This window comes from Pseudomonas gregormendelii, from assembly GCF_017114825.1.
Taxonomy (GTDB): Bacteria; Pseudomonadota; Gammaproteobacteria; order Pseudomonadales; family Pseudomonadaceae; genus Aquipseudomonas; species Aquipseudomonas gregormendelii.
The window spans coordinates 53,251-69,761 of record NZ_JADEVO010000002.1; the positions used below are offsets into that span (position 1 = coordinate 53,251).

General features: G+C 59.9%; 15 protein-coding genes and 1 pseudogene. 9 read left to right on the forward strand and 7 right to left on the reverse strand.

Translation table 11 applies throughout. From position 1 onward, the window contains the following. The first annotated feature begins 74 nt into the window (after positions 1 to 74). Positions 75 to 563, forward strand: a complete 489-nt coding sequence (locus IMW75_RS01955) for an Lrp/AsnC ligand binding domain-containing protein (RefSeq protein ID WP_010465173.1) — start codon at positions 75 to 77, stop codon at positions 561 to 563. 18 nt (positions 564 to 581) lie between these two features. Here IMW75_RS01955 and IMW75_RS01960 read toward each other — a convergent pair whose 3' ends face one another. Then, complete coding sequence (locus IMW75_RS01960) at positions 582 to 935, reverse strand: YkgJ family cysteine cluster protein (RefSeq protein ID WP_045059177.1); 354 nt, start codon at positions 933 to 935, stop codon at positions 582 to 584. Positions 936 to 1,084: 149 nt separating this feature from the next. Between IMW75_RS01960 and IMW75_RS01965 the strand changes: the two genes are divergently transcribed. Further along, a complete protein-coding gene (locus IMW75_RS01965) occupies positions 1,085 to 2,398 on the forward strand; it encodes an NAD(P)/FAD-dependent oxidoreductase (protein ID WP_205891730.1) in 1,314 nt (437 codons plus the stop codon). A gap of 136 nt (positions 2,399 to 2,534) precedes the next feature. Here the strand turns inward: IMW75_RS01965 and IMW75_RS01970 are convergent, their stop codons facing one another. Next, positions 2,535 to 2,780: a DUF1127 domain-containing protein gene (locus tag IMW75_RS01970; protein WP_205891731.1), complete on the reverse strand. Its 246-nt coding sequence runs from the start codon at positions 2,778 to 2,780 to the stop codon at positions 2,535 to 2,537. Positions 2,781 to 2,958: 178 nt separating this feature from the next. Here IMW75_RS01970 and IMW75_RS01975 point away from each other — a divergent pair, with 178 nt between their 5' ends. Together IMW75_RS01975 and IMW75_RS01980 are read left to right on the forward strand one after the other, a co-directional pair. Beyond that, positions 2,959 to 4,392: an aminotransferase-like domain-containing protein gene (locus tag IMW75_RS01975; protein WP_205891732.1), complete on the forward strand. Its 1,434-nt coding sequence runs from the start codon at positions 2,959 to 2,961 to the stop codon at positions 4,390 to 4,392. Positions 4,393 to 4,452: 60 nt separating this feature from the next. Continuing rightward, positions 4,453 to 6,021, forward strand: a complete 1,569-nt coding sequence (locus IMW75_RS01980; protein WP_205891733.1) for a phospholipase D-like domain-containing protein — start codon at positions 4,453 to 4,455, stop codon at positions 6,019 to 6,021. A 111-nt stretch (positions 6,022 to 6,132) separates the two neighbouring features. Here the strand turns inward: IMW75_RS01980 and IMW75_RS01985 are convergent, their stop codons facing one another. Further along, positions 6,133 to 7,275 (reverse strand): MFS transporter, encoded by a 1,143-nt coding sequence (locus IMW75_RS01985; RefSeq protein ID WP_205891734.1) that lies wholly within the window; start codon positions 7,273 to 7,275, stop codon positions 6,133 to 6,135. 186 nt (positions 7,276 to 7,461) lie between these two features. Then, positions 7,462 to 8,955: an aldehyde dehydrogenase gene (locus IMW75_RS01990; protein ID WP_045059183.1), complete on the reverse strand. Its 1,494-nt coding sequence runs from the start codon at positions 8,953 to 8,955 to the stop codon at positions 7,462 to 7,464. A gap of 228 nt (positions 8,956 to 9,183) precedes the next feature. On the opposite strand from IMW75_RS01990, the gene IMW75_RS01995 reads away from it, so the two are divergent. Beyond that, positions 9,184 to 9,546 (forward strand): cupin domain-containing protein, encoded by a 363-nt coding sequence (locus IMW75_RS01995; RefSeq protein ID WP_045059184.1) that lies wholly within the window; start codon positions 9,184 to 9,186, stop codon positions 9,544 to 9,546. A 210-nt stretch (positions 9,547 to 9,756) separates the two neighbouring features. Here IMW75_RS01995 and rpmG read toward each other — a convergent pair whose 3' ends face one another. Together rpmG and rpmB are read right to left on the reverse strand one after the other, a co-directional pair. Then, entirely contained in the window at positions 9,757 to 9,912 is a 156-nt protein-coding gene (rpmG, locus tag IMW75_RS02000) for a 50S ribosomal protein L33 (RefSeq protein ID WP_045059185.1), read from the reverse strand. An 11-nt stretch (positions 9,913 to 9,923) separates the two neighbouring features. Continuing rightward, a complete protein-coding gene (gene rpmB / locus IMW75_RS02005; RefSeq protein WP_007894701.1) occupies positions 9,924 to 10,157 on the reverse strand; it encodes a 50S ribosomal protein L28 in 234 nt (77 codons plus the stop codon). Between the two features lie 445 nt (positions 10,158 to 10,602). On the opposite strand from rpmB, the gene IMW75_RS02010 reads away from it, so the two are divergent. Next, positions 10,603 to 12,189 (forward strand): ABC transporter substrate-binding protein, encoded by a 1,587-nt coding sequence (locus IMW75_RS02010; RefSeq protein ID WP_205891735.1) that lies wholly within the window; start codon positions 10,603 to 10,605, stop codon positions 12,187 to 12,189. Between the two features lie 120 nt (positions 12,190 to 12,309). Here the strand turns inward: IMW75_RS02010 and radC are convergent, their stop codons facing one another. Further along, positions 12,310 to 12,984 carry a RadC family protein gene (radC, locus tag IMW75_RS02015; RefSeq protein ID WP_045059187.1) on the reverse strand — a complete coding sequence of 225 codons (675 nt, stop codon included), beginning with the start codon at positions 12,982 to 12,984 and terminating at the stop codon, positions 12,310 to 12,312. 135 nt (positions 12,985 to 13,119) lie between these two features. Between radC and coaBC the strand changes: the two genes are divergently transcribed. The 3 genes and pseudogenes from coaBC to IMW75_RS02030 all read left to right on the forward strand — a co-directional run. After that, positions 13,120 to 14,328, forward strand: a complete 1,209-nt coding sequence (gene coaBC / locus IMW75_RS02020) for a bifunctional phosphopantothenoylcysteine decarboxylase/phosphopantothenate--cysteine ligase CoaBC (RefSeq protein ID WP_205891736.1) — start codon at positions 13,120 to 13,122, stop codon at positions 14,326 to 14,328. Between the two features lie 5 nt (positions 14,329 to 14,333). Beyond that, positions 14,334 to 14,789 (forward strand): dUTP diphosphatase, encoded by a 456-nt coding sequence (gene dut / locus IMW75_RS02025; protein ID WP_205891737.1) that lies wholly within the window; start codon positions 14,334 to 14,336, stop codon positions 14,787 to 14,789. Between the two features lie 314 nt (positions 14,790 to 15,103). Beyond that, positions 15,104 to 16,480: pseudogene (locus tag IMW75_RS02030) on the forward strand (phosphomannomutase/phosphoglucomutase); the annotation flags it as partial. Positions 16,481 to 16,511: the final 31 nt, after the last annotated feature.

Sequence of the window (16,511 nt, forward strand, 5' to 3'; positions counted from 1 at the left end):
GCTTTTCACTATATAAGTGCCTATATTTGGCGACAATTCTCGGCAAAAACCCTTTTCACGGAGGCGCATCCCCTATGCGTACCAACACTCAGACCAAACGTGAGCTGGACAAGATCGACCGCAACATCCTGCGGATCCTGCAAGCGGACGGGCGCATCTCGTTTACCGAGCTGGGGGAAAAGGTCGGGCTCTCGACTACGCCCTGCACCGAGCGGGTCCGGCGCCTGGAGCGTGAAGGGATCATCATGGGCTACAACGCCCGCCTGAATCCGCAGCACCTCAAGGGTAGCCTGCTGGTGTTCGTCGAGATCAGCCTGGACTACAAATCCGGAGATACATTCGAGGAGTTTCGCCGTGCCGTGCTGAAACTGCCGCACGTGCTGGAATGCCACCTGGTGTCAGGAGATTTCGACTATCTGGTGAAGGCGCGGATTTCCGAGATGGCTTCGTACCGCAAACTGCTCGGAGACATCCTGCTCAAGCTGCCGCATGTGCGCGAATCCAAGAGCTACATCGTGATGGAAGAGGTGAAGGAGAGCCTGTGTTTGCCGATTCCGGATTGATCTTTTGACTTTCGACGTTTAAACCAACACCTGTCGGGTCGACGCCATGTACTCATGAATCTGCTTCTCCACCCGAGGATGAATCAACTCCACAGGCCCACGCCCATTGGGGCACGGCAAGGTTTTGGTGGTGCCAAACAGCCGGCAGATCAGCGGCCGCTCGCCATACACCGTGCAACCATTCGGGCCCAGGTGCACACAGTTGAGCTCATCCATTGCCGCGTCCTGTTCGGCGCGGGTCTTGCGCGGCAGGCGGGACATTTCTTCCGGCGAGGTGGTCACCGGCCCACAGCAGTCATGGCAGCCGGGCACGCACTCGAACGAGGGTATCTGCTGGCGCAGGGCGCGAATTTTCTGACTGTTGCAGCTCATCGAAACAGTGACCAAAGCAGCGAAATAGAGCGCAATTGTGCAGCAAAAGCGCCCATCCAGACAGCGCGAACCGACCAGTGTTGCCCGGCCTTGAAGGACCGGCTTATGCTCGGTCAAATTTTCCAGACACCCGAATCAGGAACACGCACATGAATGCCCGTGCTCAGCAACCGGTCGCGAGCCACCAGCACACGCGCTCTTACTACGCCGCCAGCAGCCTGGCGCAACCTGATCATCCGATATTGCAGGGCGACGTGGTGGCTGACGTCTGCGTGGTTGGCGGAGGCTTCTCCGGGCTGAACACGGCACTGGAATTGGCCGAGCGAGGCTTCAATGTGGTGCTGCTCGAAGCCCATAAGATTGGCTGGGGAGCCAGCGGCCGCAACGGCGGGCAGCTGATTCGTGGAGTCGGCCATGGGATCGACCAGTTCGCCAACGTGATCGGCGCCGACGGCGTGCGCCAGATGAAACTCATGGGCCTGGAGGCGGTGGAAATCGTCCGCCAGCGGGTCGAACGCTTCCAGATTCCGTGTGACCTGACCTGGGGTTATTGCGACCTCGCCAACAAGCCCGGTGATCTGCAAGGTTTCGCCGAAGATGCCGCCGAGCTGCATGAGCTCGGTTATCGCTACGAAACCCGGCTGTTACACGCCGAAGAAATGCACACGGTGGTGGGCTCCAATCGGTATGTGGGCGGCCTCATCGATATGGGCTCCGGGCATCTGCACCCGCTCAACCTGGCGCTCGGCGAAGCGGCTGCCGCGCAGCAATTGGGCGCCCGGTTGTTTGAACAGTCGGCGGTGACCCGCATCGAGTATGGCCCGCAAGTGAAAGTCCGCACGCTCCACGGCTCGGTCCGCGCCAAGACCCTGGTCCTGGGATGCAACGCCTATCTCAACGGGCTCAACCCTGAACTCAGCGGCAAAGTGCTGCCTGCGGGCAGCTACATCATCGCCACCGAACCCCTGAGCGAAGAGCAGGCTCATTCACTGCTGCCGCAGAACATGGCGGTGTGTGATCAACGGGTGGCGCTGGACTACTACCGGCTCTCGGCGGATCGGCGCCTGCTGTTTGGCGGCGCCTGCCATTACTCGGGGCGCGATCCAAGCGACATCGCAGCTTACATGCGGCCGAAGATGCTCGAGGTCTTCCCACAGTTGGGGAGCGTGAAGATCGATTATCAATGGGGCGGCATGATTGGCATCGGTGCCAACCGCCTGCCACAAATAGGCCGGCTCAAGGATCAGCCGAACGTGTATTACGCCCAGGCCTATTCGGGTCATGGGGTGAACGCGACCCACCTGGCGGGCAAACTGCTCGCCGAGGCCATCAGCGGCCAGCAGGGGGGTGGGTTCGATCTGTTTGCCAAGGTGCCGCACATCACATTCCCTGGCGGCAAGCATTTGCGTTCGCCGTTGCTGGCGTTGGGAATGTTGTGGCATCGGCTCAAAGAGTTGATCTGATCATTTGTCTGTGTACTTTCGGCCCTCATCGCGGGCAAGCTTTGCTCCCACAGGTTCGGCGACAATTATGTGATTGACTCCATACCTGTGGGAGCAAAGCTTGCCCGCGATGAGGCCGATGAGAACAGTGCACATCTCAGATCCGCCAAAACGGTTTGAGCCCCTCCTCCCGCGCCTGCTCCGGACTCAGCCCGATATCCCGAAGCTGCTCCGCCGAAAGTCCCAGCAACGCCTTGCGCGTGTGCAGACGATGCCAGAACAGTTCCCAGCGACTCAGGCCGGACGGCGCGTTGCGCATGTTCGCCTCACGCGTGCCGCTTTCCTGCCCTTTCGCCAGTTCCTGACTGTGTAACGTCAGCCGCACATCGCTCAAGCCGTTCATCGTGTTGACTCCTGTTTACTTGGGTAGCAAGAGGTTTGATGATGCGCGGACGAGCAAAACCGTGACAGATCCAAACTTTGCGTATTAAATCCATACAGATTGGGCGAATTGGCTCTGAATTGTCGAATTTCAGCTGATCTGTACTGGTCGACCGAACAATCCATAGCGAGACTGCGCCATGACCCTCTACGTCAACCTTGCCGACTTGCTAGGCACGCGTATTGAACAGGGCTTCTATCGCCCCGGCGATCGGCTGCCTTCGGTGCGGGCGCTGAGTGTCGAGCACGGGGTGAGCCCGAGCACGGTTCAACAGGCTTATCGCGTCCTTGAGGACAGTGGCCTGGCGATGCCCAAGCCCAAGTCGGGCTACTTTGTGCCCGCCAGCCGCGAGCTTCCGGAGCTGCCAGCGGTAGGCCGGCCGGCGCAGCGGCCGGTGGATATTTCCCAGTGGGACCAAGTGCTGGAGCTGATTCGCGCAGTACCGCGCAAGGATGTGGTGCAACTGGGGCGTGGCATGCCCGACATCACCACACCGACCATGAAACCGTTACTGCGCAACCTTGCGCGCATCAGCCGGCGCCAGGACATGCCCGGCCTGTATTACGACAACATCCACGGCACACTCGAACTGCGCGAACAGATTGCGCGGCTGATGCTCGATTCCGGCTGTCAGCTAAGCGCCAGCGATCTGGTCGTCACCACTGGCTGCCATGAAGCGTTATCCACCAGTATCCGGGCGATTTGCGAGCCGGGAGACATCGTGGCGGTGGATTCGCCGAGTTTTCATGGTGCCATGCAAACCCTCAAGGGCCTGGGCATGAAGGCTCTGGAAATACCGACTGACCCCATCACCGGCATCAGCCTGGATGCGCTGGAACTGGCACTGGAACAGTGGCCAGTCAAGGTCATACAGTTGACCCCCAACTGCAATAACCCGCTGGGCTACATCATGCCGGAGTCGCGTAAACGCGCATTGTTGACGCTCGCCCAGCGTTTCGACGTGGCGATTGTCGAGGACGATGTCTATGGCGAACTTTCCTACACCTACCCGCGACCGCGCACCATCAAATCCTTCGATGAAGACGGCCGCGTCCTGCTGTGCAGTTCATTTTCCAAGACCCTGGCGCCGGGTCTGCGCATTGGCTGGGTAGCGCCCGGACGGTATCTGGAAAGGGTGCTGCACATGAAATACATCAGCACCGGTTCTACGGCGCCGCAGCCACAGATCGCCATCGCGGAATTTCTCAAGTCCGGGCATTTCGAGCCGCATCTGCGACGCATGCGCAGCCAATACCAACGCAACCGCGACCTGATGATCGACTGGGTTACGCGCTACTTCCCTGCGGGCACTCGCGCCAGCCGGCCCCAAGGCAGTTTCATGCTGTGGGTCGAGTTACCGGACGGCTTCGACACCCTGAAACTGAATCGTGCCTTGCACGATCAGGGCGTACAGATTGCCGTGGGCAGCATTTTCTCCGCCTCCGGCAAATACCGTAATTGCCTGCGGATGAACTACGCTGCCAAACCAACACCGCTCATCGAAGAAGCGGTGCGAAAGGTCGGCGCGGCAGCGATCAGGCTGCTGGCGGAAACTGATCACATCCACGACTGACCTTTCTGCCTAAACCAGCGTCCATATGCCGTCCCCAGCCGCCAATCGGAACGATCCTACGTGAGAGTCAGACACCCCCTGCTCGCTCTTGTGCTCCTCGCCTCGCTCCTGGGAGGCTGCGCCAGCCTGGATGTGACACGCGAACCCAGCCAGGCCCTGCCTGCGAGCGATTCGGCGTTCGGCCGGTCGATCCAGGCCCAGGCAGCACCTCATGAGGGCAGGTCAGGTTTTCGCCTGCTGTCCAACAGCAGTGAAGCGTTCATGGCGCGCGCAGAGCTGATCCGCAATGCCCAGAGCAGCCTCGACCTGCAGTACTACATCGTCCACGACGGTATCAGCACGCGAATGCTGATCGAAGAACTGCTCAAGGCGGCCGACCGTGGTGTGCGGGTCAGAATCCTTCTCGACGACACCACCAGTGATGGTCTGGACTGGGTGATCGCGACCCTGGCGGCGCACGAGCACATTCAGATCCGCCTGTTCAACCCGCTGCACCTGGGCCGCTCCACGGGCGTGACGCGCAACATGGGCCGCCTGTTCAACCTGTCGCAACAGCACCGACGCATGCACAACAAGCTGTGGCTGGCGGACAATAGCGTGGCCATCGTCGGCGGGCGCAATCTGGGCGATGAATACTTCGACGCCGAGCCCAACCTGAATTTCACCGACATCGACATGCTCAGCGTCGGCCCGGTGGCCGAACAGCTGGGGCACAGCTTCGATCAGTACTGGAACAGCGCGCTAAGCAAACCGATCGACCAGTTCCTGTCGAGCCGGCCGACGCACAAAGACTTGCAAGACACCCGCACCCGGCTTGAGCAATCCCTGGAAGAAACCCGCAAGCAGAATCACGCGCTCTACCAGCATTTGACGACCTACAACACAAATCCGCGCATGGACATCTGGCGCCGGGAGCTGATTTGGGCCTGGAACCAGGCGCTTTGGGATGCGCCAAGCAAGGTGCTGGCAAAAGGTGAACCCGATCCGCAGCTGCTGCTGACCACTCAGTTGGCGCCGGAATTGAACGGGGTGAGCAAGGAGCTGATCCTCATCTCGGCTTATTTCGTGCCGGGACAGCCGGGCCTGGTGTACCTGACCGGCCGCGCCGATGCCGGCGTCTCGGTGACCTTGCTCACCAACTCACTGGAGGCCACCGATGTGCCGGCGGTGCACGGCGGCTACGCGCCTTACCGCCGAGCGTTGCTTGAACACGGCGTGAAGTTGTTCGAGTTACGCCGTCAGCCGGGCGAAGGCGGCGGTAGCGGCCCACACATTTTCTCCAGCAAGTCCTACCGCGGCTCCGACTCCAGCCTGCACAGCAAGGCGATCATTTTCGATCAGCAGAAGTCGTTCATCGGCTCCTTCAACTTCGACCCGCGCTCGGTCCTGTGGAATACCGAAGTCGGCGTACTGGTCGACAGCCCTGAACTCGCTGCGCATGTGCGCAAATCGGCGCTGGAGGGCATGGCGCCGGCCTTGAGTTACCAGGTGAAACTGCAGGACGATCAGATCATCTGGGTGACCGAAGATGACGGCAAGATGCACGTGCTGACCAAAGAACCTGGCAGCTGGTGGCGTCGCTTCAATGCATGGTTCAGCACGGCCGTAGGCCTGGAGCGGATGTTGTAGAAGGGCAAAAAATCGTCCGAACGCGGCCCGAGCCTTCGGCAGCTCCTACAATTGAAAATGCAATTTCCTGAGCTGCCGAAGGCTCGGGCCGCGTTCGGACGATCTTTTGATCTAAGCCGGTTGCACGGCACCAAACGCCCCCTGCCGCGACAGCAGGATCACCAAGCCCAACGCCCCTGCTGCCATCAACAGCGGCAACGCATGGCCACTGATCCACTGGCTGCCGGCACCGGCAACCAGTGGCCCGACCAGACAGCCGATCCCCCACAATTGGGCAATATGCGCATTGGCGCGCACCAGCGCATCGTCCCGATAGCGCTCGCCAATGAGGATCAGCGACAAGGTGAACAAGCCGCCCGCGCTCGCGCCAAACAGCACCCACAATGGCCAGATCAGCAGGGTGTCGATCAGGAACGGAATCGCCAGGCTCGACACCAGCAGAATCACCGCACACCCGGTAAACAACGTGCGCCTGGACAAGCGATCCGCCAGTGCACCGATCGGCAACTGCAGCAGTGCATCCCCCACCACCACCGTACTGACCATCGCCAGGGCGATTTCCGTGGTGAAGCCCTGACGCAGGCAATAAACCGGTAGCGAGGTCAAAATCATCGCTTCAAACGCTGCGAACAGCGACACCGCCCAGGCGATCGCCGGCAAACCACGGCAAAAACCCAACAAGTCCCTGAAAGTCACACTGCACGCTTCGCTGCTCGGTGCCCCGCTACGGCCCAGCAACAACAACGGCGCAATCATCAGCAGGGCGACACCGACCCAGAATCCGTAATCATGATCGGTGCCAACGGCCCCCAGCAGCAACGGGCCGGCAAGTTGGCTCAACGCATAGGCGCTGCCGTACAGAGCGACCAAGCGTCCGCGCCATTGCTCGATCACCAACTGATTGATCCAGCTTTCACCGAGGATAAACACCAGGGTCAGGATCACCCCGATCATCAGCCGCAACGCCAGCCACACCGGATAACTCGGCAACAATGCCAGCAAGCCAATGGACAGCGCCCCCGCCCACAGGCAAAGGCGCATCAGGTTGGCCGTGCCGAGGCGCGCTGCCAAGTGACTGGAAATCTTCGCCCCCAGCAACACGCCGATCGCCGGCATCGCCGCCATCACACCGATAGCAAAGGAGCCATACCCCCAGCTTTCCAGGCGAAACGACACCAGCGGCATGCTGACGCCCAGGGCCAGGCCAACACTCAAGACAGACGCCAACACGGCGAAATACGTCGCCCAACGCATGGTCCACGCTCCTGTGGATATTATTTTTAACAAACAACACAAAACACTGTGGGAACGGGCTTGCCCGCGATGGCGCCCTAACATTCAACATGGGTTGGCTGTCAGATTGCTATCGCGGGCAAGCCCGCTCCCACCGGGGATCAGAGTCGTTCAGGAGCCCGATATGTAATCAGGCTCCACACAGACTTACAGCTTGATCCAGGTCGCCTTCAGCTCGGTGTACTTGTCGAACGCATGCAGCGATTTGTCGCGACCATTACCCGATTGCTTGAAGCCGCCGAATGGCGCGGTCATGTCGCCGCCGTCATATTGGTTGACCCAGACGCTACCGGCACGCAACGCCTTGGCGGTCAGGTGTGCCTTGGAGATGTCCGCAGTCCATACCGCTGCAGCCAGGCCATACGGCGTGTCGTTGGCGATTTGCACCGCTTCCTCGGCGCTGTCGAAGGTGATGACCGACAGCACTGGGCCGAAGATCTCTTCCTGGGCGATTTTCATCGCATTGCTCACGCCGTCGAAAATCGTCGGTTCAACGTAAGTACCACCGGTTTCCTGAAGGATTCGCTTGCCGCCCGCCACTAGCTTGGCGCCGTCGGCATGACCAGATTCGATGTAGGACAGCACGGTGTTCATTTGCTGGGTATCTACCAGCGCACCGACGTTGGTCGCAGGGTCCAGCGGGTTGCCCGGCTTCCAGGTCTTCAGCGCCTCGATCACCAGCGGCAGGAACTTGTCCTTGATCGAACGCTCGACCAGCAGGCGCGAACCGGCGGTGCAGACTTCGCCCTGGTTGAAAGCGATGGCGCCAGCCGCCGACTCGGCAGCGGCTTGCAGGTCCGGCGCATCGGCGAAAACGATGTTGGGGCTCTTGCCGCCCGCTTCCAGCCACACGCGCTTCATGTTCGACTCGCCCGAGTAGATCAGCAGCTGCTTGGCAATCTTGGTCGAACCGGTGAACACCAGCGTGTCGACATCGTTGTGCAGGGCCAGCGCCTTGCCGACGGTATGACCGTAGCCCGGGAGGACGTTCAGCACGCCTTTGGGAATACCGGCCTCAACGGCCAGCGCCGCGATGCGGATGGCAGTCAGCGGCGATTTTTCGGACGGCTTGAGAATCACCGAGTTACCGGTGGACAACGCCGGGCCGAGCTTCCAGCAGGCCATCATCAGGGGGAAGTTCCACGGCACGATGGCGCCGACAACGCCAACCGGTTCACGGGTGACCAGGCCCAGCTGATCGTGCGGAGTGGCAGCGACTTCGTCGTAGATCTTGTCGATGGCTTCACCGCTCCAGCTCAGGGCTTGGGCCGCGCCAGGAACGTCGATGTGCAGGGAATCGCTGATCGGCTTGCCCATGTCCAGGGTTTCAAGCAGGGCCAACTCTTCGGCGTGCTGTTTAAGCAAGCCGGCAAAACGAATCATGGTGGCTTTGCGTTTGGTCGGCGCCAGGCGCGACCACACACCGGAATTGAAAGTGGCGCGAGCGTTTTCAACAGCGCGCTGGGCATCGGCGGCGTCACAGCTGGCGATCTTGCCCAGCAGGCGGCCATCTACCGGGCTGATGCACTCGAAGGTCTCGGCAGAGACCGCATCGGTGTATTCACCATTGATGTAGGCACGGCCTTCGATCTTCAGATCGCGAGCCCGTTGTTCCCAATCGGCACGAGTCAGGGTGGTCATACGAGTGTCCTCCTCTTGTTGAATACGAGCGCCCTGCGTTCTTCGCGGACGTTCTCAGGAATTCCGCCCGGCCATCCCGCATGTTCGGCCCAAGGCAACCGCCACCCTAAACCAGCGGCAGGTGAAGTTTCAATATATTTGACATAAGGCCAGCAAACGGCCTTGCGATGTTCATTTTAATAAACATAGACTTCGGGCTTTCCAACGCAATCACTGGGGATTACAACAATGAACATCCAGGACATCGCCGATTTCAGCCAGGCCGACATCCAGCCCGATCGCTATCGGCCGGACGACGCCAGAATCCTCAAGGGCGATCCCGAACAAGCAGTGTACAACCACTACAACAGCCCTTGCGGCCAGCTGAGTGCAGGTGTGTGGGAGGGTGCAGTTGGCCAGTGGCTGGTGAATTTCACCGAACACGAGTACTGCGAAATCGTTCAAGGCGTTTCAGTGCTGCGCGACAATGACGGCAACAGCAAAACCGTACGCGCGGGAGATCGTTTTGTCATTCCGGCAGGCTTCAAAGGCACCTGGGAGGTGCTGGAGCCGTGCCGCAAGATCTACGTAGCGTTCGAACAGAAGGCCTGAGGATTGTGGTTGGCTCGGCCGGCCTCTTCGCGAGCAAGCCCGCTCCCACACTGGATCATCGTCGGGCACAAATTGTGTGCTCACTGAACATCAAATGTAGGCGCGGGCCTGCTCACTAAAGGGGCCCTGGCAGGCAACGCAAAATCGACAGGCAACAAAAAAGGCCCGTATCTCGCGATCCGGGCCTTTTTCGTAAGTAGGAAAAATCAATTACTTGATTTTACCTTCTTTAAACATAACGTGCTTGCGAACGCGCGGATCGAACATCATCAGCTCGAGCTTGTCCGGAGTAGTACGCTTGTTTTTGTCGGTAGTTTTGAAGTAACCAGTACCGGCGCTGGAAATCATTCGAATTTTTTCACGCATGATTTAGCTCCTTAGATCTTGCCAGCTTTGCGGATTTCGGCCAGCACGACAGTGATGCCACGCTTGTCGATGATACGCATGCCTTTAGCAGATACGCGCAGACGCACGAAACGTTTCTCTTCTTCAACCCAGAAGCGATGATGCTGCAGGTTCGGCAGGAAACGACGACGGGTTTTGTTGTTTGCGTGGGAAATGTTATTCCCAGTCACCGGACCCTTACCGGTAACTTGACATACTCTCGACATGCCTCAGCCCTCTAAAACCACATGCCCAACCCGGCATGGGTTGGCCGCTTAATCTCTCAGTCATTTGGCGCCAGGCGCCGCGTTTCTTTAGAGGTCTTACCGGCTACACCTACAGTGAAGGAACCGGGCCCCTAGAAAAGAGCGCTGCTTTATACCAGAAAGACCGCAGAGCAACAACATTCTGTGTGCGTGGAGTCGATAAAAACCGTGTTTTTCAGGCTTTGAGCGCCTTGGATAAAGGCTGTGGGGGATATTGACCGCTCGTCGCAGAGAATCAACCGACAGCCCGTTTCGCGGTTTCACAGATCGCCGCACACGGAAATCAATCGCACATAGTCCCCCTAAAATGAAAATGGGGATAGTCATTTGCAAAGGAGCCATCTAGGGTAAGCCTTTTCCAGACTGCACTTGCAGATGGGCCTTCGATCTGTAAAGGAAACCGACCATGCGCCTCGCTGCCCTACCGCTGTTGCTCGCCCCTCTCCTGCTGAGCCCGCACGCCATGGCTGCGGCCCTGAGCGTCTGCACCGAGGCCAGCCCTGAAGGGTTCGACGTGGTGCAATACAACTCGCTGACCACCACCAATGCATCAGCCGATGTGCTGATGAATCGCCTGGTGGACTTCGATACGGCCAGCGGCAAAGTGGTTGCGGGCCTTGCCGACAGCTGGGAAGTTTCTGCGGACGGCCTGAGCTACGTGTTCAAATTGCATCCTCAGGTCAAATTCCACCGCACCGACTATTTCACGCCCACCCGCGGGCTGACTGCCGAAGATGTGAAGTTCAGTTTCGATCGCATGCTGGACCCGGCAAACCCTTGGCACAAAGTGGCGCAGAGCGGCTTCCCGCATGCACAGTCGATGCAACTGCCGGCGCTGATCAAGAAGATCGATGCGCTGGACCCGCTTACAGTGCGCTTCACCCTCGACCACCCGGATTCGACCTTCCTGCCGACCCTGAGCATGGGCTTCGCTTCGATCTATTCCGCCGAGTACGCGGACAGGCTGATGAAAGCCGGCACGCCGGAGAAGCTCAACAGTCAGCCTATCGGCAGCGGCCCGTTCGTCTTCACGCGCTTCCAGAAAGACGCCTCGATTCGCTACAAGGCCAACCCGGATTACTTCCGTGGCAAGCCCTCGGTTGATCCGCTGATATTTGCCATCACCCCGGACGCCAACGTTCGCCTGCAGAAGCTGCGCCGCAACGAGTGCCAGATCGCCCTGTCACCCAAACCGCTGGACGTACAGGCCGCGCTGAAAGAGCCGGACGTTAAAGTGGAAAAGACCGACGCCTTCATGACGGCATTCGTCGCCATCAACAGCCAGCATCCGCCGCTGGACAAGGTTGAAGTGCGCCAGGCGATCAACCTCGCCTTCGATAAGGCCAATTACGTCAAGGCGGTGTTCGAAGACACGGCCGAACCCGCCGCCGGGCCCTACCCGCCTAATACCTGGAGTTACGCCAAAGGCTTGCCGGGCTACGCCCACGACATTGCGAAGGCCAAGGCATTGATGGCCAAGGCCGGGCTCAAGGACGGCTTCCAGACCACCATCTGGACCCGCCCTTCCGGCAGCCTGCTGAACCCCAACCCAAGTCTCGGCGCGCAGATGCTGCAGTCGGACCTGGCGGAAATTGGCATCCAGGCCGAGATTCGCGTGATCGAGTGGGGCGAGGTCATCCGCCGCGCCAAGGCGGGCGAGCATGACCTGCTGTTCATGGGTTGGGCGGGTGACAACGGCGATCCGGACAACTTCCTGACGCCGCAGTTTTCCTGCGCGGCGGTCAAGTCCGGCACCAACTTCGCCCGTTACTGCAACCAGGACCTGGACAAACTGATCAGCGCTGGCAAGACCACGTCCGAGCAGGGTGTGCGCACCAAGCTGTATGAGCAGGCCCAGGCGCAAATCCAGCAACAGGCCCTCTGGCTGCCACTGGCGCACCCCACCGCCTTTGCCTTGCTGCGCAAGAACGTCGAGGGGTATTCGGTGAGCCCGTTTGGTCGCCAGGATTATTCGAAGGTAAGCGTGAAGTAACCGCACCACCGCACACCCTCTGGGAGCTGGCTTGCCAGCGATGGCGGTGGATCAGGCATGAATTCGCTGACTGAACTGACGCTATCGCTGGCAAGCCAGCTCCCACTGGCTTTAGCGCCACTACATCCACCCGTACTCGGCCATCGACAACGGATCCCCATCGCCCACGATGAAATGATCGAGTATGCGCACATCAATCAGCTGCAGGGCCTCCTGCAGCCGCTTGGTCAGCTGGCGGTCCGCCTGGCTGGGGGCGGCGTTGCCCGAGGGATGGTTGTGGCACAGGATGAGCGCGGCGGCATTGTTGGCCAGTGCGCGCTTGACCACCTCACGGGGATGGACGGCGGTACTGTCGATGGAGCCGCGAAACAACGCCTCGAAGGCCAGTACCTGATGCCGCGAGTCCAAAAACAGGCAACCGAACACTTCCTGTTGCTCGTGGCGCAGCATCGATTTCAGATAATCGCGAACGGCCTGGGGGTTTTCCAGCGCCGAACGCACACGCAACCGTTCCGCCAGATGCCGCCGGTTCATTTCCTGCACCGCCTGCAGTTGCGCAAATTTTGCCGGCCCCAGCCCCAATTCCGCACTGAACGCCGGCTGATCGGCCTCCAGTAACGCCCGCAGGCTGCCAAACTTGCCCAACAGGTGACGCGCCAGGTCCACGGCGCTTTTGCCCGCTGCACCTGTTCTCAAAAATATGGCCAGCAACTCTGCATCCGAAAGGCTCGCCGAGCCCTGCTCAAGCAGCTTTTCCCGGGGTCGCTCGGCCGCCGGCCAATCACGAATACTCATAGCACCTCCCTGTCTGTGGGCGCCGCTGTTCCATAGCGGTCGCTGTGATATCTTAGCCCATCTTTTTTGCGGGCGAATTCATCCCTGGGGAGGGGGTTTCGCCATGCAGTCACCAACGAATTGAAAGGCTGACCTATGCAGCGGCTGTATCGGAAACGCATTGTTCTGGGCGTCGGCGGCGGCATCGCTGCCTACAAGAGCGCCGAACTGGTTCGCCGACTGATCGACCAGGGCGCCGAAGTGCGCGTGGTCATGACCCGTGGTGGCAGTGAGTTCATCACACCGTTGACCATGCAGGCCCTGTCCGGCCATCCGGTGCACCTGGATCTGCTGGACCCCGCAGCCGAAGCGGCGATGGGCCACATCGAACTGGCCAAATGGGCCGACCTGGTGCTGATCGCCCCCGCCACGGCGGACCTGATCGCGCGCCTGGCCCAGGGCATTGCCGATGATTTGCTGACCACACTGGTGCTGGCCACCGACGCTGTGGTGGCCGTTGCCCCGGCCATGAACCAGGCCATGTGGCGTGACCCTGCGACCCAGAGCAACCTGCGACTTCTGGAAAGCCGCGACCTGAAAGTCTTCGGCCCCGCCTCGGGCAGCCAGGCCTGTGGCGACGTCGGCATGGGACGGATGCTCGAAGCCAACGACCTCGTACAGTGCGCGGCGGACTGCTTCCAGCGCCAGGCATTGACCGGCAAGCACGTGCTGATTACCGCTGGCCCGACTCAGGAAAACATCGACCCGGTGCGCTACATCACCAACCACAGCTCGGGCAAAATGGGCTTTGCACTGGCTGAAGCGGCCGTCGAAGCGGGGGCGCGGGTGACCCTGATCACCGGCCCGGTGCACCTGCCAACCCCCGATCGCGTGACCCGAATCGATGTGGTCAGCGCCCGCGACATGCTCGCGGCCTGTGAAGCGGCGATCCCCTGCGACCTGTTCATCGCCTCGGCAGCAGTAGCGGACTACCGACCCGAGGTCGTCGCACCACAAAAACTTAAGAAAGATCCTACGAGCGGCGACGGTTTGTTACTACAAATGGTGCGCAACCCAGACATTCTGGCCTCGATTGCCACCCGCCCCGATCGACCTTTCAGTGTCGGTTTCGCCGCCGAGACCGAACACCTGCTCGATTACGCAGCGCGCAAACTCAAGGACAAGAACCTCGATTTGATCGTCGCCAACGACGTTGCGAACCCGAGCATCGGTTTCAACAGCGAAGAAAACGCCTGCAGCGTGATCGATCGCGAGCTCCACGCCACACTTTTCGCCCAGACCAGCAAGAGCAAGATTGCTCGTCAGCTGATCACTTTTATCGCCGAACGTCTGAACCAGGTTTAATTTACATGCACGCTTTGCAAGCCAAGATCCTCGACCCCCGCATCGGTACCGAATTTCCGCTGCCGCAGTACGCCACACCAGGCTCCGCCGGCCTGGACCTGCGCGCCATGCTGGAACAGGACACCGTCATCAAGCCGGGCGAAACCCTCCTGATCCCTACTGGCCTGTCCGTCTATATCGGCGATCCGGGCCTCGCGGCACTGATTCTGCCGCGCTCCGGCCTGGGCCATAAGCACGGCATCGTGCTCGGCAATCTGGTCGGTCTGATCGACTCCGACTACCAGGGCCCCCTGATGGTGTCCTGCTGGAACCGCGGCCAGACCGATTTCAACATGGTGGTCGGCGAACGCCTGGCCCAGTTGGTTCTGGTGCCCGTGGTTCAGGCGCACTTCGAAATGGTTGAAGAATTCGTGGAAACCGAACGCGGCGCTGGCGGATTTGGCCATACCGGTATCCGTTGATCGAATGACGCCACATCCCCGTAGGAGCTGCCCCAGGCTGCGATCTCTTGATCTCAAGGACCACGCAGCCTGCGGTAGCTCCTACGGTACAGCGTTCTGACGCCAGTATCGGCGCAACAGATCGCTCAGAAAACCAAGGCAATGGACGGCCAAAAGCTCACTGAAATCGCTGGCATGGCCTTTTCGCACCACGAACTCTCTGTGGAAAACGCCGTCATACCCTTCAGTTTGAACCGGCCAACGAATATTTCGCAGGCCAGTCCAGCCACTTTCGAGATGGAGCATTCCTACAGATGAGCACCCCAGCCCAAGTCGCACCGAAATTCCCCGACAGCATTTTCCGCGCCTACGACATTCGCGGCACTGTCCCGGAATTTCTCAACGCTGAGACCGCTTATTGGCTCGGTCGCGCCATCGGAGCCCAGAGCCTGGCGCAAAACGAGCCCAATGTTTCGGTCGGCCGTGATGGGCGCCTGTCGGGCCCGGAGTTGGTCGAACAATTGATCAAGGGCCTGGCTGACAGCGGCTGCCACGTCAGCGACGTAGGCCTGGTACCGACGCCTGCGCTGTACTACGCAGCCAACGTACTGGCTGGCAAATCCGGGGTAATGCTGACGGGTAGCCATAACCCGTCGAACTACAACGGCTTCAAGATCGTCATCGCCGGCGATACCCTGGCCAACGAGCAAATCCAGGCCCTGCATGACCGCCTCAAGACGAACAATCTGACCAGCGGCAAAGGCAGCATCACCCAGGTCGAAATTCTCGATCGCTACAACACCGAAATCGTCCGGGACATCAAGCTGGCCCGCCGTCTGAAAGTTGTTGTGGACTGCGGTAATGGCGCCGCTGGCGTGATCGCCCCGCAACTGATCGAAGCGTTGAACTGCGAAGTGATCCCGCTGTTCTGCGAAGTAGACGGCAATTTCCCGAACCACCACCCGGACCCGGGCAAGCCTGAAAACCTCGTAGACCTGATCGCCAAGGTCAAGGAAACCAACGCCGACCTGGGCCTGGCTTTCGATGGCGATGGCGACCGCGTTGGCGTAGTGACCAACACCGGCAGCATCGTCTATCCGGACCGCCTGCTGATGCTGTTTGCCCGCGACGTGCTGGAGCGCAACCCGGACGCCGAGATCATCTTCGACGTCAAATGCACCCGGCGCCTGACGCCGCTGATCAAGGAATATGGCGGTCGTCCGTTAATGTGGAAGACCGGTCATTCGCTGATCAAAAAGAAAATGAAACAAACCGGCGCCCTGTTGGCCGGTGAAATGAGCGGGCACATCTTCTTCAAGGAGCGCTGGTTCGGCTTTGACGACGGCATCTACAGCGCCGCGCGTCTGCTGGAGATCCTCAGCAAGGAAAAATCCACGGCGGAAGAGCTTTTCGCGACCTTCCCGAACGATATTTCCACGCCTGAAATCAATATCCATGTGACCGAAGAGAGCAAATTCAGCATCATTGATGCATTGCACGACGCGAAGTGGGGTGAAGGCGCCGACCTGACCACCATCGACGGCGTGCGAGTCGACTACGCCAAAGGCTGGGGCCTGGTGCGCGCATCCAATACCACACCGGTGCTGGTGCTGCGCTTCGAGGCCGATGACGAGGCTGAACTGCAGCGCATCAAGGACGTATTCAAAGTCCAACTGAAGCGTGTTGCACCTGATCTCCAACTACCGTTTTGATTTATTGAAGCGCCATTTATCGAAGTGCCGG

Bases quoted from the DNA above. Each gene is read 5' to 3' on its own strand.
- rpmG (WP_045059185.1), bottom strand. From the start codon at position 9,912: ATGCGTGAAAAAATTCGAATGATTTCCAGCGCCGGTACTGGTTACTTC.
- IMW75_RS01955 (WP_010465173.1), top strand. From the start codon at position 75: ATGCGTACCAACACTCAGACCAAACGTGAGCTGGACAAGATCGACCGC.
- IMW75_RS01960 (WP_045059177.1), bottom strand. From the start codon at position 935: ATGAGCTGCAACAGTCAGAAAATTCGCGCCCTGCGCCAGCAGATACCC.
- IMW75_RS01995 (WP_045059184.1), top strand. From the start codon at position 9,184: ATGAACATCCAGGACATCGCCGATTTCAGCCAGGCCGACATCCAGCCC.
- IMW75_RS01965 (WP_205891730.1), top strand. From the start codon at position 1,085: ATGAATGCCCGTGCTCAGCAACCGGTCGCGAGCCACCAGCACACGCGC.
- IMW75_RS01985 (WP_205891734.1), bottom strand. From the start codon at position 7,275: ATGCGTTGGGCGACGTATTTCGCCGTGTTGGCGTCTGTCTTGAGTGTT.
- dut (WP_205891737.1), top strand. From the start codon at position 14,334: ATGCACGCTTTGCAAGCCAAGATCCTCGACCCCCGCATCGGTACCGAA.
- coaBC (WP_205891736.1), top strand. From the start codon at position 13,120: ATGCAGCGGCTGTATCGGAAACGCATTGTTCTGGGCGTCGGCGGCGGC.
- IMW75_RS01990 (WP_045059183.1), bottom strand. From the start codon at position 8,955: ATGACCACCCTGACTCGTGCCGATTGGGAACAACGGGCTCGCGATCTG.
- rpmB (WP_007894701.1), bottom strand. From the start codon at position 10,157: ATGTCGAGAGTATGTCAAGTTACCGGTAAGGGTCCGGTGACTGGGAAT.
- IMW75_RS01975 (WP_205891732.1), top strand. From the start codon at position 2,959: ATGACCCTCTACGTCAACCTTGCCGACTTGCTAGGCACGCGTATTGAA.
- IMW75_RS02010 (WP_205891735.1), top strand. From the start codon at position 10,603: ATGCGCCTCGCTGCCCTACCGCTGTTGCTCGCCCCTCTCCTGCTGAGC.
- radC (WP_045059187.1), bottom strand. From the start codon at position 12,984: ATGAGTATTCGTGATTGGCCGGCGGCCGAGCGACCCCGGGAAAAGCTG.
- IMW75_RS01970 (WP_205891731.1), bottom strand. From the start codon at position 2,780: ATGAACGGCTTGAGCGATGTGCGGCTGACGTTACACAGTCAGGAACTG.